Raw genomic sequence first — 16360 nt, forward strand, 5'->3', positions numbered from 1 at the left:
CGCTGGTGACTCAGGGCGCCACGCGCAACGCGCGCAGCGCCTCCTCCGACAACGTCAGCGCCGGTACCTCGGCGGGACGTGCCAACAGGTAACCCTGCGCATAGTCGATACCGAGTTCGCGGCACACGAGCAGATCGTCCACGCGCTCGATGCCCTCGGCCACCAGCTTCGTGCCACTGAGCTTCGCCAGCTTGCACAGCGCGCGCACGGCTTCGAGCTGGAACGTCGACGTGGCAATACCGTCGATGACGACGCGGGCGATTTTCACGTAATCGGGCTTCATCGCAATCCACTGGCCCAGGTTGGCATGCCCAGTGCCGTAGTCGTCGAGCGCGAACTGCGCGCCGCGCGCGCGGATCGAGAAGACCGCCTTGGTCAGCGATTCCAGCGGCCCCAGGGGTGCCTGCTCGGTCAACTCCAGCACGATGCGGTCCGAAGGTATGTCCACACGCTGCAGGAAGTTGCGCACATCTTCCCGCGTGTCCTCGATATCACGCAGGGAGTCCGCGCTGTAGTTCAGGAATAGCTTGCCGGGCAGGCGCACCTGCATGAATGCGGCAATCGCGGTGCGCGCGGCAAGCCGCTCCATGCGCACCAGCGCTCCCGCCCTGGCCGCTTCCGCGAACAGTGCGACAGGGTTCTCCAGCGGCGTGCCCACCGGCCCGCGTATCAGTGCCTCATACCCGAGGATGTCGCCAGTGGCGAGCGACCCGATCGGCTGGAAAACCGGTCGCAGGTACCTTTGTTCGAGGCAATCGGCGATGGTTGGCGTCATGGTGGCGACAAGGCTTGCACTCAAACTGGCGTTGGTTCATGCGGATCTTGTGATCGGAAGAGTCCGCTCCCACCGCAGCTATCGGCATAACCCCGCTGCCACTTGAGCCACAACGCACCCTACTTGACGGGGGCATCACCCCCTACTTTCGCCCCCCCTACCCCCGGCTGCCACCGCATTTTCCACCACAACCGCTGCGCTACACCAGACCGATATCCCGCGAGCGCGTCCCCGGAAACACCTGCGCCAGACGCGCATCGTCCAGGCCATACAGACGACGGAAGACACCCCCCAGCACAGCGCGGTAGTCGTTCAGCACGGGATAGTCCCGGTTCTGATTGAGCGAGGCCTGCGTCACCGCGACCTGCTCGCCGACGATGCGGCCACCACGTACATTGCCGCCTGCCACCCAGTACACCGTGCCATGGCCGTGGTCGGTGCCGCGCGTGCCGTTCTCGCGGAACGTTCGGCCGAACTCCGAGATCGCCACCACCGTCGTATTGCGCCAGGTCGGGCCAATCTCCTCGGCGAATCCGGCAATGCCGCGCCCCAGGTTGTCGAGCAGGTTCGCCAGTTGGCCCTGCGCGCCGCCTTGATTGACGTGGGTGTCCCAGCCGCCCACGTCGATAAAGCCGATATTGAATTTATCGCGCATCAGCCCGGCCATGCGGCGGGCTTCCTGCTCGAAGCCACGGGCACTTAGCGCGCGCCGGTTGGCCGCCTGCATTTCCTCCATGCGGCCCGACATCGACTCGCCTTCCGCGCTGCGCATCGCGGCCTCGTGCTTTCGCATCGCCTCGGCCTGCTCGGCAACCGTCTGGCGCAGCTCGAAGCCCTCGGCGATCAGCGACTCGAACCGCGTTCCCTTGTACATCTGCGCCAGCATCTGGGTCTGGCGCGCGTCAAATGGTGTGCGCCCGGTGCCCTTCAGCGACACGTTCGGCACGCTGAGCGCGCCCGACATCACCATCGGCAGGCCATCGGTAAACGCGACCGGAGCCGCCTGTCCACCCATCGACTGCGCCAGTCGATTCAGGAAACCGCTGCCGCGTGGCAGGCTGCCGCCATGTCCATCGCCCGCCAGTCCGGCCTCGATACCGTCCTGCGTCTCGAAGTGGCTGCGCGACATGTCGCTGGTCCCTGCGAACGGGATAAACGCCAGTTGCTGGCGCTGCCACAGCGGCAACATCGTCGCGCCCAGTACCGGATGCAGCGCCCAACCGTCTGCCGACAGCGGCAGCGCCGCAGCCGGATCGGGCGACGCGCCGTCGGCCACCGGACGCTTGATGGCGATCGTCGGCCGCGACGCATAGTAGAAGTCGCTGCCCGCCGGCACCAGAACGTTGGCCGCATCGTAGCCACCGCGCAGGAACACCAGCAAGAAGCGCGCATCGGCCTGCGCGGGCAGCGCGAACACGCGCGACGACATCGTCGGCAGCGTCAGGGCCAGCCCCGCGCCACCCAGGGTCCTGAGCCAATCACGTCGATTCATGACATGCTCCTTGCGCATTCAACGTTGCATCCATTCGGGCGAACTCAGCAATACGGCATTCCATTCCTGCTGGGAGCCAGCCTGCGCCAGCGCGCCGCGCGTGGCGGGGCCCAGCGTGGCTTCGATCGTGTCGTAGAACATGCGGCTATTCGGCATCGGAAAACCGCGCCGCTGCGTGGGTTGGCCATCCTCGCCGGTGAACAGCCCCGCCGGGCCGTTGCCGATGGTCCGCGCGATCTCGAAGCGCCGCACCAGTTGGCCCGAACTGGCCCACGCGCTTTCAGCGGCCGGGTAGCCGTCCGGCGTCACGTGGCCATACAGCGGCTCGCCCAACTGATTGAGCCAGTTGATCACCGGACGCAGATTGGTGACCGGCCGCCCGTCATAGGCCAGGCGCATCGACGAGACCACGAAAACCATCGGGTCCTTGAACTTGCGCGCGCCGTGGGCCGCGGCACTGTCGAACTCCTTCGACAACAGCATCGTCCGCAGCACCGCGCCGATATCGCCGTCGGTACGCGTGAACGTGGCGGCCATCCGGTCGACCAATGCTTGCGGCGGAGCATCGGACACGAAGTACGTGGCCAGCTTCGCCGAGATAAAGCGCGCCGTGGCCGGATCGCGCGACAGGATGGTCACGGCCCGCTCCACCTCGCTGTAGCCAGTGGGCTCGATGCGCTGCCCCAGCAGCACCTTGGAACCAAAATCATGGCGATTCGGATTGAACTCGAACAGCCCGTCGCCGCGATACATGGCCGCGCGCGCCGGCCCTAGCTTCGGTGGCTCTCCGCGCAGGTTCACACCCAGCCCGGTCAGCACGCGTGCCAGCTCCTGCACGTCCTGCTGCGTATAGCGCGAGCCGCTGGGTCCGCCCGATATGCCCAGCGTGTGCAACTCCATCAGCTCGCGTGCGTAGTTCTCGTTGATGCGATTGGCCGCGCTCTGCGCGTTGTCCAGATACACCAGCATGGCCGGCGACGTCACCGTCGCCATCACCAGATCCCGGAACTTGCCCAGTGCGTGCGGACGGATCGCGCGCTCCTCATATTCGGGCAACATCGACCCGACCTGCCCCTTGGCCGCATAGACGCTGAAGTGGTTCATCCAGAACCAGGTCATCTGCTCGCGCAGCTGGCCGGGCGAGTACAACGCCCTCAGCAGATGGCGACGCTCGGTGTCGAGCACGAGCTCCCGCGTCTGGCGGTTGATCGCCTGACGCGCCTGCTGTTTCTCGGTTTCGTCGGTAAGCGTGTTGATGCGCTCCCGCTCGGCGCGCACGGCCTGCTGGCGCTGCACGGCGTCGCCCTGGCTGACGGGCAACGCCGCGATTGCCACCGCCACCGGTTGCGGGTCTGCCAGCGGCGTGTGCAACTGCTCTTCCAGATAACGCTCACGTCCGATCGCCTGGAGGCGCTGCACGCTGGCCTGGTCAGCGCCGAAGCTGACCGTATTCAGCCAGCGCAAGTCGGCCGACGACAGGCTGCCGGGCTGCGTCGCCCCCGATGGCGGCGTCTGGGCGCAAGCCGCCAGGAACGTTGCCGTGGCCAGTAGCGCCAGCAGGCGCTGCCACTTCCGCGCGTTCGACTTGGGGTTAACCATGTGGACACCCTCTTCTATGACAGATACAGATGGGAATGCCGGTTTGACGCCTGGACGATGCGGTTGGTTGACGGCCAAAGGTACCGAGTCTGTTACGAGAGCTTTCCGTCTGGGCCTGTCATCGCCCGGTCACACTCGCATCCCAGAATCCGGGTTCATCACAGGCGCAGGGCCCGGGCGAACCGCATCGACAATGCGGCATCGCAGCAACGGAAAACCTTGACGCCTGATTTTTCGGCGCTTCAATGAAAACGTTTTCATCGCTGCGTGCCCCCAACCCCCGACGAGGAAGCCCATGCCGACGTCCCGCCGAACCGTGTTGCCGCAAAGCGTTGCCTCCGCCGAGCCCGGCCACGGTGTGACACTGGCCGACGTCGCCCTCGCGGCGAAGGTATCGCTGGCCACCGCCTCGCGTGCGTTCAGCCATCCCCAGCTCGTCAGGGACACCACCGCCAAGCGCGTGCATGAGGCCGCGCAGCGGCTGTCGTTCCGCCCCAACCTGCTCGGCGCCAAGCTGCGCGCGCAGCAGACCCGCATTCTCGGCGTCATGCTGCCCACGCTGGAAAACGCGGTATTCGCCGAATGCTGGCGCGGCATCGAGGAATCGGCGATGGTCGCGGGCTACTCGCTGATGCTTGTCACGAGCGGTTACAACACCGAACGCGAACGCGAGCGGATCGAGTATCTGCTGCGTCACCGTGTCGACGGCATGGTGCTGACCGTTGCGGATGCCGCCCAGAGCCTCGTTCTCGACCAGCTCGACAAGGAGTCGGTGCCCTACGTGCTGGCCTATAACCAGGTATCGGTCCCAGGCCGGCACTCGGTGTCCGTGGACAACCGCGTCAGCGCGTGCGAGGGCGTCAAGGCGCTGATCGCCGCGGGCCACCGGCGCATCGCCGTGATCTCCGGCGCCTTCATGGCCTCCGATCGCGCGCGGCAGCGCTTCGCGGGCTATGAGGACGCGATGCGCGCGCATGGTTTGACGCCGCTCGAGCCGGTCTGCCTGCCCTCGCACACGGCCAGCAATGCCACACAGATTCGTGAATTGATGGCGCGTGCCGACGCCCCCACCGCATTCTTCTGCACCAACGACTTGCTGGCGATCGGCGTGATTTCCGATCTCAAGCGGCTGGGCCGCCGCGTGCCGGGCGACGTATCGGTGCTCGGCTATGACGGCATCGCGCTTGGCGCGCTGGTGGAGCCGCCGCTGGCCACCGTCATGCAGCCGAACGCCGAGATCGGCGCGCAAGCCGTTCACCAGCTTCTGCAACGGCTCCAGCATCGCAACCTGAACCACGATGACGCAGCGGAAGGCGCTTTCCTGCTGCCACACATGCTGCGCCTTGACGGTACCGTCAGCGCGCCGCGATAAAACCTGCCAACAAGCGCCATACGCACCACTTGCCGTCTCAACCTTCAACCAGGGAGCTTCACATGTCGACGCAATCCTTCTGGCGCCGTCCGCTGCGCTGGCTGGCCATCACCGCAACCGCCGCGGCCTTCAGCCAGGGCGTGGCCGCGCAAACCGCCATCTGCTACAACTGCCCGCCCGAATGGGCCGACTGGGCCGCGCAGATTCGCGCGATCAAGGAGAAGACCGGCATCACCGTGCCACTCGACAACAAGAACTCCGGCCAGTCGCTGGCGCAGCTGGTTGCCGAGCGCGCCAGCCCGGTGGCCGACGTCACCTACCTGGGCGTGACATTCGGCATCCAGGCCAAGGCCGATGGCGTGACACAAGCGTACAAGCCGGCCAACTGGAACGACATTCCCGACGGCCTCAAGGACCCGCAGGGCAACTGGTTCGCGATCCACTCCGGCACGCTCGGGTTCATGGTCAACGTCGACGCACTGCGTGGCAAGCCCGTGCCGCAATCGTGGGCTGACTTGCTCAAGCCCGAGTACAAGGGCCTGATCGGCTACCTCGACCCGGCCAGCGCCTTCGTCGGCTATGTGGGCGCCGTGGCGGTGAACCAGGCAATGGGTGGCACGCTGGACAACTTTGGCCCGGCCTTCAAGTACTTCCGCGAGCTGCAGAAGAACCAGCCGATCGTGCCCAAGCAGACCGCCTATGCGCGCGTGCTGTCCGGCGAGATTCCCATCCTGCTCGACTATGACTTCAACGCCTATCGCGCCAAGTACAAGGATCACGCCAACGTGGCGTTCGTGATTCCGAAGGAAGGCACGCTGGTGGTGCCCTACGTGATGAGCCTGGTCAACAACGCGCCCCATGCCGCCGAAGGCCGCAAGGTGCTTGATTTCGTGCTGTCCGACCAGGGCCAGGCGCTGTGGGCCAACGCCTACCTTCGTCCGGTGCGTAACGTGCCGATGCCGAAGGACGTGCAGTCGCGCTTCCTGCCCGCCGCCGAGTACGCTCGCGCCAAGCCGGTCGACTTCGGCAAGATGGCTCAGGTGCAGAAAGCCTTCAGCGAGCAGTACCTGAAGGAAGTCCGCTGATCCAGGCGCCGCCAGACTCCATCATGACCAGACGATCCCCCGCCCTCTTCCTGTTCGCGCTGCCCGCGCTCGTCGTGTTCCTGGCGTTCTTCTGCCTGCCGATGGCACGGCTGATCGAAGTCAGCCTGACCGGCAAGGACGGCGCGGGGGTCTACTGGACCGTGCTGACCAGCGGCCGCTACCTGCACAGCCTGATGGTGACCGTGCTGCTCTCGGCGCTGGTCACGCTGGCGACGCTGGTGATCGCGGGCATATCGGGCACGTTCCTGCAGCGCCATCCGGTGCCGGGCAAACCGGTGCTGGTGGCAATGCTGACGTTTCCGCTGGCCTTCCCAGGCGTGGTGATCGGCTTCATGGTCATCATGCTTGGAGGCCGCAACGGCCTGCTGGCTTCGATTGGCGATGCGCTGACCGGCGAACGCTGGACCTTCGCCTATGGACTCGCCGGCCTGTTCGTTGGCTACCTGTACTTCTCGATTCCGCGCGTGATCCTGACGGTGATGGCCGCCGTCGACAAGCTCGACACCTCGCTGGAGGAAGCGGCGCGATCGCTCGGCGCCAGCCGCTGGCATGTGGTGCGCGACGTGATGTTGCCCGCGCTGATGCCGGCCATGCTGTCGAGCGGCGCGATCTGCTTTGCCACCAGCATGGGCGCGTTCGGCACGGCCTTCACGCTGGCCACCCAGCTCGACGTGCTGCCGCTGACGATCTACAACGAGTTCACCAACTACGCGAACTTCGGCATGGCCGCCGCCCTGTCGATCCTGCTTGGTGCTGTCACCTGGATGCTGCTGGCGCTGGCCCGCTGGTACTCCGGCGATGCGGTCGCCGCTACCGCCTGAGAGGCCCTATCAAAATGATTCTGGCGTCGTTGCGCGGCCTTGCCGTACCACTTGTACTGTCTGCGGCCGCGCGTCTAGCCAGAACCGCCTCGCTGCATGTTGATAGCGCCTCCAGGCCTGCCGAGGATGTCCGATGATCTCAAAACCCCGCCGCGCCGCCTATTGGCTGCAACTGACACTCACACTCGCGGTCTGCGCGTTCATGACGGTGCCCGTGGTGCTGTCCGTGCTGGCCGGCCTGACCAACAACATCTTTGTCGGGCTATCCAGCGGCCTGACTACCCGCTGGCTGGTCGAAGTCTGGTCGCTCTACCGCAACACGATCTTTCTTTCGCTGGGTATCGCGCTGGCCTGTCTGGCCTGCACCCTTGTGATCGGCGTGCCGGCCGCGTACTACATGGCGCTGCGGCGCAACCGCGTGACCCGGCTGATCGAGGAACTGCTGATGCTGCCCGTCGCCGTGCCCGGGCTGGCCACCGCGCTGGGCTTGATCCTGCTGTACGGCGGCTGGCAGGCACTGCGGACGAGCTGGGTGTTTATCCTGATCGGACACGTGCTGTTCACGCTGCCGTTCATGGTCCGATCGGTGCTGGCGATTCTCTCCGCCATTGACATCCGCACGCTCGAGGATGCTGCCGCCAGTCTGGGCGCCACGCGCCTGCAGCGCTTCTTCACGGTGGTGCTGCCCAATTGCCGCCAGGGCATCCTGGCCGGCGCGCTGATGGTGGTGACGTTGTCGGTGGGCGAATTCAACCTGACATGGATGCTCCATACGCCCACCACGCAAACGCTTCCGGTTGGGCTGGCCGACAGCTACGCGTCCATGCGACTGGAAATCGGCTCGGCCTACACCATCGTCTTCTTCGTGATGATTATTCCGCTGCTGGTGTTCATGCAGGCGCTGAGCGCGCTTGGCGCGCGTGCCCGCCGCCACGCGCCCCAACCTGAAACCACCGCCGACCTGCCGGTGACTGCCGTACCCCAATCCGCCGAGACCCGCCATGCATGAGCCCACCGCCATCCGCCTGCGCCACTGCGCCAAGACCTTTGCCGATGGGACGTCCGCCCTGCAGCCACTCGACCTCGATATCGGCGCGGGGGAAACCGTGGTACTGCTCGGTCCGTCCGGTTGTGGCAAGACCACCACGCTGCGCATCATCGCCGGCCTGGAGCAACCCGATGCCGGGGGCGAAGTCTGGTTCGGGGACACCGCCGTCACCGACCAGCCAATCGAACAGCGCGGCGTCGGCATGGTGTTCCAGAACTATGCGCTGTTCCCGAACATGACCGTGGCCGAGAACATCGCATATGGCCTGCGGGTGCGTCGCACCGACGCGGCCACGCGCAAGCGCCGCGTCAATGACATGCTGGCGATGATGCACCTGGAGCCTTTCGCTGACCGGCGCGTCGACCAGCTCTCCGGCGGCCAGCGCCAGCGCGTGGCGCTGGCACGCGCCATCGCCGTACAGCCCCGCGTGCTGCTGCTGGATGAGCCGCTGACCGCGCTCGACGCCAAGCTGCGTGACGCGCTGCGTGCCGACATCAACCAGCTTTTACGCAGCCTGCACATCACGGCCGTCTATGTGACACACGACCAGGCCGAAGCCATGGCGCTGGGTGACCGCATCATCGTGATGGACAAGGGCCGCATTGCGCAGGCCGGCACGCCGCAGGAGATCTACCGCGCGCCCGCGAATGCCTTCGTGGCCGACTTCATCGGCACGATGAACCATCTGCCCGCCGTGGCCGAAGCCAGACACTGGCGCGTGCCGGGCGGTACGGTGCCGATGGCCCCCTCGAACGACGCCCCGGTCTCGGCGCAGGCACGCCTGATGTTCCGCCCCGAGGACGTGGTGCTGGTTCAGGCCGATCAAGCCCATGTGGAAGGCACCGTCGTCACCGCGCTCTTTCTTGGCAACCACACCCGCCTGCTGGTGGACGTGGGGACCGGCCAGCCGATGGTTGTCGAAACCGCCCGCCGCGATGCATGGCGGGCCGGTGAACGTGTCGGCCTGCGGATCGACACGGATCATCTGATCACGCTTCACGAGGCGGCATGACCCGCACGACCTGGACAGACAGCATGAACGCCGCTCCCTATCTGGTCGCGCAACTGACCGATCTCCATATCAAGGCGGGCGGCAAGCTGTCGTACCGCCGAGTCGATACCGCCGGCGCGTTGCGCACCGCCATCGACACCCTGCTGGCCGCGCCGCAGCAGCCCGACATCGTCATCGTCACCGGCGATCTGGTCGATTTCGGCAGCGAATCGGAGTACCGCTTCCTGCGCGATCTCCTGCAGCCCCTGCCGATGCCTGTCAGGCTGCTGCCCGGCAATCACGATCATCGTCCGTCGCTGCGTGCCGTGTTCGCCGATCACGCTTACCTGTTCGCGTATGGTGATGGCGACGCGCCGGTTCACTACGCCATCGACGCCGGACCGTTGCGGCTGGTCGGTTTCGATTGCACGGTACCGGGCAAACCGGGGGGCCGGGCCGAAGATGCCGGGCTGGCCTGGCTCGATGCCACACTGGCGGCGGCACCGAAGCAACCGACGCTGGTGATGCTGCATCACCCGCCGTTCCACACCGGCATTGGCCATATGGACGACCAGGGGCTGGAGAACGCGCCGGCGTTCGAGGCGGTCATCGCGCGGCACCCGCAAGTGGAGCGCGTGGTCTGCGGCCATCTGCACCGGCATATCACGCGCCGCTTCGGCGGCACCATCGCCATGACCGCGCCGGGGCCCGCGCATCAGGTTGCCCTCGATCTCGACCCCCAGGCCGCGTCGCGCTTCCGCATGGAGCCGCCGGGGTACCTGTTGCATTGGTGGCATCCCGTGCACGGGATGGTGACGCACCTTGCCGCGAGTGGCGACTATGGCGCGCTGCATCCGTTCTTCGACGCGAACGGGAAACTGATTGATTGATGGGGTGGCCGGCCGGAATGCCGCGTTCGGTACGCCACATTCAAACGCATGAAAGAGAAACAAGAGCCGCGCCAAAACGCCCGGATCGTGCCAAAGTAGGACTCCCGCAACCGCGCGACGTCGATGCGACGAGCAGAGATTCCCATGAACCCGCTCATCAATCATCCAGCCGTCCTTTTTGTTGTCATGCTGGTGGTCATGTCGTCGGCCACGGCGCTTGGCGCGCTGGTGCTGCGCCGGATTCGGCCACTCCCTGCCGAAGTCAAGGACGACTTCGGCATCGTCCAGGGCGCCACGCTGACCCTGCTGGCCCTGCTGATCGGATTCACGCTGTCGATGGCCGTGGGACGGTACGATCAGCGCAAGAACCTCGAGGAAGAAGAAGCGAATGCGATCGGCACCGAGTATCTGCGGGCGGACCTGATCGAGGGGCCGGAAGCCGAACAGGTCAAGGCGCTTCTGGTCCGATACCTGGACCAGCGCATTCTCTACTACCGCACGCGCGACAGCGCTCAAATGCAGGAAATCGAAGCGGCCACCTCGCAGATCGAGGACGAGATGTGGAAGCTGATGCGCTCGGCGGCACGCGCGAAACCCACGCCGATCACGGGCCTGGTGGTGTCCGGTATGAACGACGTTATCAACAGCCAGGGCTACTCCGAGGCCGCGTGGATCAATCGGATTCCGGTCTCGGCCTGGGGCCTGATGATCGTCATCGCCTTTTTCAGCAGCATGATGCAGGGCTACGGCGCCCGATCTGAGAACGCCAAGATCATCCTGATGCTGGTGCTTCCGTTTACGGTGTCGCTGTCGCTGGCGCTGATCTCGGATATCGACAGCCCGCGCGGCGGCCTGATCCGTGTGTTGCCGCAGAATCTGCTCAGTCTTCAGGCTTCGCTGAAGCGATAGGCCGCGCTTGCCCAGTCGGCGCGCCCGGTACGGGATGGGGGGGGACGGGGAGACGACGCGGCATCCCGCCATGGCGATGCCTATAATGCACTGGCAGCCGGCGTCGCCCGCAGAGGCGAAGCCCGGCTTGCCGACATCGCCCACCCATCCTTCGCCCCGCCATGCATCCTCTTCGCCATCGTCTATCCCTGGCCACGCTGACGCTTGCCATTGCCACTGGCTACACAGCCTCCGCCCTGCTCCCACTCGTCGCACCCATCGCGCACGCGCAGCCCGCGCCCGTCGTCTGGCAGATGGCGACCGAGTACCCGGCCACATCGATGCCCGGCGAAGGACTGACCACGTTTGCCCAGGAAGTCACCACCCGCACGCAAGGCACATTGGCGCCGCAGCCAACCTTCGACGCCAGCGCGGGCATCAAGTCCGCCCAGATGCCGGCCGCCATCCGCAACGGCAAACTGCAGGCCGGCGATGCATTCGGCGGCGCGCTGGGCGAGGTCGATCCGATTTTCCTGCTGTCATCGCTGCCATTCGTGGCGACGTCGGTGGACAAGGCCCATCGCCTCGCCGATCTGGCCCGCGCGGACTACGCGCAGGCATTCGAGAAGCAGGGCCAGCACCTGCTCTACATCACCCCGTGGCCGCCAACGGGCCTATGGACACGCAAGCCCGTGGGCACGCTGGACGACCTGCGCTCGCTGTCCGTGCGCGCCTATGACGAGACGTCCGCCGACGTCATGCGCGCCGCGGGGGCAAAGGCGCAGAACCTGTCGTTCGCCGATGCCATGCCGCGTCTGAAGGATGGCTCGGTCAATGCCGTGCTTTCGTCGGGCGATGGCGGTGCGGGCCGCAAGCTCTGGGACTACCTGCCCCACTTCACGGCCATCGGCTACGCCATGCCGTTGTCGTTCACGACCGTCAACGCAGCCGCCTGGCAATCCCTGACATCCGCCCAGCGAGACGCCGTGACCGCCGCCGCCAAAGCGACCGAAGACAAGCAATGGTCGCGGCTGAATACCCGCCTGACCGAGAACACCGCCCGAATGCGCACCAACGGTGTGACCATCGACGACAATCCAGCGCCCGCCGTGCAACAGGCCCTGCAAGCCGCCGGGCTGAGCGCCGTCGGCGTCTGGCAGACGCGTGTGGGCGAGCGCGGCGCCGCCTTGCTGAAGACCTATTTCAGCGCGGAGGCTGGGCTCCGCTGAGCATTGCGGCGTGGGTGGGCGACCGAATGATTGCCCTTTAGGGCAGCGGGATTACCCTTTGTGCCAATGGCGCCCAACCTCCGGGTTGCCGATACTCGCGTTGATATGCTGTCGAGACTGGGAGAGTCCGGCCTTGCCAGGGGGCGCCAGCCACGGCCCCGGCCGCGAGTCAGGCTCTTCCGGTATCCGCAGGCGTTTGCGCACGACCCTCGTGTCTACAGGATCTCCCGCCCATGCAATGCTCGATCGGATTCTTCAACCAGATGCCCACGGCGGTGCTGTTCATCACCGTCGGCCTTGGCTACGCCATCGGCAAGCTTCGCGTCGGCCCGATCGTGCTCGGCGGTGTCTGTGGCACGCTGATCGTGGCGCTGCTTGTCGGGCAGACCGGGTGCCAGATGCACGGCGAGCTGAAGGACGTTGCCTTCGCGCTCTTCATTTTCGCGATGGGATATTCGGGCGGGCCGCAGTTCTTCGCGAACCTGAACCGCTCCAGCCTGCGGTTCATGGTTCTGCCGCTCATCGAAGCGTTCGTGGTGCTGGCAATCGTGCTGGTGGCCGTGCGAATGCTGGATCTGGACCCTGGCACGGCGGCGGGCCTCGCAGCCGGCGCGGCGACGGAATCCGCAGTGGTCGGCACGGCAGCGGAGGCGCTCAAACATCTGAACCTGGTCCCGACGGAACTGGCCCGGATGCAATCGAACATCGCCACGGCCTATACGCTGACCTACCTCGTCGGCCTGATCAGCATCGTGTTCTTCACCAGCCAGGTGGCCCCCTTCCTGCTTCGCTTCAACCTGCGCGAGGCATCGAGCGAACTGGCCAAGGAACTGCAGGCCGCCTCCGACGATGACGTCGCCACGCAGCCGGTGCTGCCCCGCCTGGTGGGACGTGCTCACCGCGTGGAACATGCGGCCGGTTTGACCGTGCGCCAACTGGAAACCGCGCTTGGCGGGCGGACACTGGTGATGGGGCTGGTGCGCGACGGCAAGCTCATGGAGTCGGTGCCTGATCTGACCATAGAACGGGACGACATCGTGGCGCTGATCGGCGTGCGCGACAAACTCGTCTCGGCTCGCGAGGTGATTGGCCAGGAGGTGTCGTTGCCGTTGAGCCAGTCCGACGTGCTGCGGCTCGAAGAGCACCAGGTGATCGTCAACAATCCCGCTGTCAATGGCCGCTCACTGGCCGAACTCGGCCGGGAAGCCGCCCAGCAACATCTCCGCTACGTCTGGGTCCAGCAGATCGTTCGATCCGGCATGAGCCTGCCGATCACGCCCGCCACACGCCTGCAGCATGGCGACCGGGTAAGCCTGGTGGGCGTGGAGCCGACACTGACCTCAGCGGCCCGCAACCTGGGCAGGGATCTACGCACCACCGATACCACCGAACTCGTCTTCCTGTGCGCGGGCATCCTGATTGGCCTCTTGATCGGCAGCGTCACCCTGAAGGCAGCCGGCATCCCGATCTCGCTCGGCAGCGGCGGCGGCGCGCTGCTCAGCGGTCTTGTCTTCGGCTGGATCAATTTCAAACGGCCCGGCGTGGGCGACATGCCAAGCGCCGCGGTCCAGTTGCTGAAAGACCTGGGACTGGCGATGTTCGTGGCCTGTGTCGGCTTGTCTGCCGGACCTGATGCCGTCACGCTGATTCGCGAGCATGGCGCCGTGCTGCCGCTCGTCGGCCTGGCCGTGTCGCTGACGCCGGCTTGCATGTCACTCTGGATCGGCCACAAGTTCCTGAAAATCCAGGGGCCACTGCTGGTCGGCGCCATCGCGGGGCAGCACGTCAGCACGCCGGCGATCAGTGCCGTGCTGGCCGCCAGCCAGAGTTCGGTGCCGCTGCTCGGCTACACGGTGACGTATGCCATCGCCAACGTGATGCTGCCGGTGCTTGGGCCCATTATCGTGGCCCTCGCATATCGCGTTGGCGGCATGTGATCGATAACGGGCGTGTTGCTGCCCTCAGGTGGATGTCATGACACCACGCCCAAACGATCGCGCCGCGCCTGACCAGTCCTCGATGGCGCAAGCGCAAGTTCCTGACCCCAAGGCGTCCCCATCGGACAAACCTGATCCCGAGCCAGCGGCCCAATCCTCGTCCGGCTGGCTTCGCACCACGCTCAGCAAACAGGTCGTGGTGCCATCCCTCTTGATCATCGGTGGTCTGCTTGTGCTTTGCGGCGTGTATCCGAAGATCGCCGACCAGGCATTCTCCGTCGCCCAAGCCTGGGTCACACTGCGTTTCGGGTGGTTCTATACCCTGGCCGTCACCAGCTTCCTCCTTTTCCTGCTGTTGCTTGCAGCCAGCCGTTTCGGCGACATCCGCCTCGGCCCGGACAATGCCGAGCCCGAGTTCAGTTTCCTGTCCTGGACCGCCATGCTGTTCGCGGCAGGCATGGGCATCGGCTTGATGTACTTCGGCGTTGGCGAGCCGATGCAACACTATCTGAAACCACCCACGGTCGAGGGCGGAACCCCGCTCGCGGCACGCGAGGCGATGCTCATGACCTTCTTTCACTGGGGGTTTCATGCATGGGCTGTCTATGGCGTGATGGGACTGGTGCTGGCCTACTTCGGATTCCGCTACAACCTGCCCCTGACCATGCGGTCCGGCCTGTACCCCGTGCTGCGGCATCGCATCGAGGGGCCAGCCGGCCACGCGGTGGATGCCTTCGCGCTGGTCGGCACGATCGCGGGCATCGCAACGACGCTCGGCTACGGCGTGCTGCAACTGAGCGCCGGCCTGCATCAGGTAGCGGGCTGGGAAACGGAATCCGCCGGCTTCCGGATCGGCCTGGTCGCAGTGGTGATTACCCTGGCCGGCATTTCGGCGGCATCGGGTCTCGACAAAGGCGTTCGCCGGCTGAGCGAACTGAACCTGATGCTGGCCATCCTGCTACTGCTCTTTATCCTCGTGGAGGGGCCGACCAGCTTTCTGTTCGACGCGCTGACCGACAACATCGGCAACTATCTGTCGAATATCGTCAGCCTGTCGTTCCGCACCTATGCCTACGTACCTCCGCAGGAGTCCGGCTGGTATGGCGGCTGGACGATTCTCTACTGGGCGTGGTGGATCTCGTGGTCCCCGTTCGTTGGCATGTTCATCGCGCGGATCTCTCGCGGACGCACCATTCGTCAGTTCGTGCTTGGCGTGTTGCTTGTGCCGACAGCGTTCAACCTGCTGTGGATGACGGTCTTTGGCAATACGGCGATCTGGGTCGACACCCATCAGGCCATGGGCGCGCTAGCCCAGACAGCCGGCAACGTCGACGCGCTGCTGTTCCGCTTCTTCGAGTTCTTTCCGCTTGCCAAGGGTCTGGCCGCGCTGGCCATCGTGCTGATCGCGGTGTTCTTCGTCACCTCCGCGGACTCGGGCGCCTTTGTGATCGACACCATCGCGTCGCGAGGCGCGGTCAACTCGCCCGTCTGGCAACGGCTGTTCTGGGCGCTCGTGCTGGGCATCACGGCCGCCGTCCTGATGGTGGCAGGCGGGCTCAAGGCGCTGCAGGCGATGACGCTGGTGGCCGCCCTGCCGGTCGCCATCATCATGATGGCGCTCTGCTACGGGCTCTGGCTCGGCCTGCTTGCCGACCGCGCGCACTATTCACAGGAGCTTGCACCAGCCACGACGTTCTGGAGCGGCCAGCACTGGCGCCGCCGGTTGACGCAGATCGTCCATCAATCCACCGAGACCGACGTGCGCCGCTTCCTTGCCGGCCCGGTGCAGGCCGCCATGCAGGAAGTCAGCAAGGAACTGGAGCGCCGCGGCATTGCATCAAGCGTGCAGCACAACGAGGCCGACGGCGCGGTCTGGCTGTCCATTCCATTCGAGGGCGTGCGCGACTTCCTCTACGGGGCCCGGCCTGTCCGCCGCACCCTGCCCGCGTTCCTGGTGCGCGAAGCGGCGGAACCCGAGAATCGCCGCGCTCATGTCTTCGAGCCAATCACGTTCTTCGAGGATGGCCGCGAGGGCTACGACATACAGTATCTGCGCGACGAGGAAATCATTGCCGACATCCTGCGGCACTACGAGCGGCACCTGTCGCTCAGCGCGGACCAGAGAACGCATCTATTGAGCAAGGCGCCGGGGCATCATTCCGGAGGCTGATGCGTGCGCTCAGCCGCTGCCCCGGGAAGGAATTCGTAGACC

The 16360-nt window shown here is 65.7% G+C and carries 13 protein-coding genes; 10 read left to right on the top strand and 3 right to left on the bottom strand.

Going from position 1 to position 16360, the window contains the following annotated elements:
* Positions 1-10: 10 nt before the first annotated feature.
* The 3 genes from D769_RS01480 to D769_RS01490 all read right to left on the bottom strand — a co-directional run bounded on the left by D769_RS01480 (position 11) and on the right by D769_RS01490 (position 3866).
* A complete protein-coding gene (locus D769_RS01480; RefSeq protein ID WP_008641393.1) occupies positions 11-775 on the bottom strand; it encodes an EAL domain-containing protein in 765 nt (254 codons plus the stop codon).
* A gap of 199 nt (positions 776-974) precedes the next feature.
* Positions 975-2267, bottom strand: a complete 1293-nt coding sequence (locus D769_RS01485) for a DUF1501 domain-containing protein (RefSeq protein WP_008641395.1) — start codon at positions 2265-2267, stop codon at positions 975-977.
* Positions 2268-2285: 18 nt separating this feature from the next.
* Positions 2286-3866 carry a DUF1800 domain-containing protein gene (locus D769_RS01490; protein ID WP_008641396.1) on the bottom strand — a complete coding sequence of 527 codons (1581 nt, stop codon included), beginning with the start codon at positions 3864-3866 and terminating at the stop codon, positions 2286-2288.
* Between the two features lie 295 nt (positions 3867-4161).
* On the opposite strand from D769_RS01490, the gene D769_RS01495 reads away from it, so the two are divergent.
* The 10 genes from D769_RS01495 (at position 4162) to D769_RS01540 (ending at position 16318) form a co-directional block, all read left to right on the top strand.
* Positions 4162-5238 (top strand): LacI family DNA-binding transcriptional regulator, encoded by a 1077-nt coding sequence (locus D769_RS01495; protein ID WP_008641397.1) that lies wholly within the window; start codon positions 4162-4164, stop codon positions 5236-5238.
* 62 nt (positions 5239-5300) lie between these two features.
* Positions 5301-6323: an ABC transporter substrate-binding protein gene (locus tag D769_RS01500; RefSeq protein ID WP_008641398.1), complete on the top strand. Its 1023-nt coding sequence runs from the start codon at positions 5301-5303 to the stop codon at positions 6321-6323.
* A gap of 23 nt (positions 6324-6346) precedes the next feature.
* The gene (locus D769_RS01505) at positions 6347-7165 is read left to right on the top strand and encodes an ABC transporter permease (RefSeq protein ID WP_008641400.1); all 819 of its coding nucleotides are present in this window, start codon (positions 6347-6349) and stop codon (positions 7163-7165) included.
* A 133-nt stretch (positions 7166-7298) separates the two neighbouring features.
* The gene (locus D769_RS01510) at positions 7299-8174 is read left to right on the top strand and encodes an ABC transporter permease (RefSeq protein WP_008641403.1); all 876 of its coding nucleotides are present in this window, start codon (positions 7299-7301) and stop codon (positions 8172-8174) included.
* A complete protein-coding gene (locus tag D769_RS01515) occupies positions 8167-9225 on the top strand; it encodes an ABC transporter ATP-binding protein (protein ID WP_008641406.1) in 1059 nt (352 codons plus the stop codon). The genes D769_RS01510 and D769_RS01515 overlap by 8 nt, the downstream gene beginning before the upstream one ends.
* The gene (locus D769_RS01520) at positions 9222-10094 is read left to right on the top strand and encodes a phosphodiesterase (protein ID WP_234819048.1); all 873 of its coding nucleotides are present in this window, start codon (positions 9222-9224) and stop codon (positions 10092-10094) included. Before D769_RS01515 ends, D769_RS01520 begins: the two co-directional genes overlap by 4 nt.
* A gap of 144 nt (positions 10095-10238) precedes the next feature.
* A complete protein-coding gene (locus D769_RS01525; RefSeq protein WP_008641414.1) occupies positions 10239-11003 on the top strand; it encodes a hypothetical protein in 765 nt (254 codons plus the stop codon).
* Positions 11004-11164: 161 nt separating this feature from the next.
* Positions 11165-12211, top strand: coding sequence for a TRAP transporter substrate-binding protein (locus D769_RS01530; protein ID WP_008641416.1), 1047 nt, complete (start codon positions 11165-11167; stop codon positions 12209-12211).
* A 233-nt stretch (positions 12212-12444) separates the two neighbouring features.
* Complete coding sequence (aspT, locus tag D769_RS01535) at positions 12445-14148, top strand: aspartate-alanine antiporter (RefSeq protein WP_008641419.1); 1704 nt, start codon at positions 12445-12447, stop codon at positions 14146-14148.
* A gap of 37 nt (positions 14149-14185) precedes the next feature.
* Positions 14186-16318 (top strand): BCCT family transporter, encoded by a 2133-nt coding sequence (locus tag D769_RS01540; protein WP_241227829.1) that lies wholly within the window; start codon positions 14186-14188, stop codon positions 16316-16318.
* Positions 16319-16360: the final 42 nt, after the last annotated feature.

It is taken from the genome of Cupriavidus sp. HMR-1, assembly GCF_000319775.1.
Lineage (GTDB): Bacteria > Pseudomonadota > Gammaproteobacteria > Burkholderiales > Burkholderiaceae > Cupriavidus > Cupriavidus metallidurans.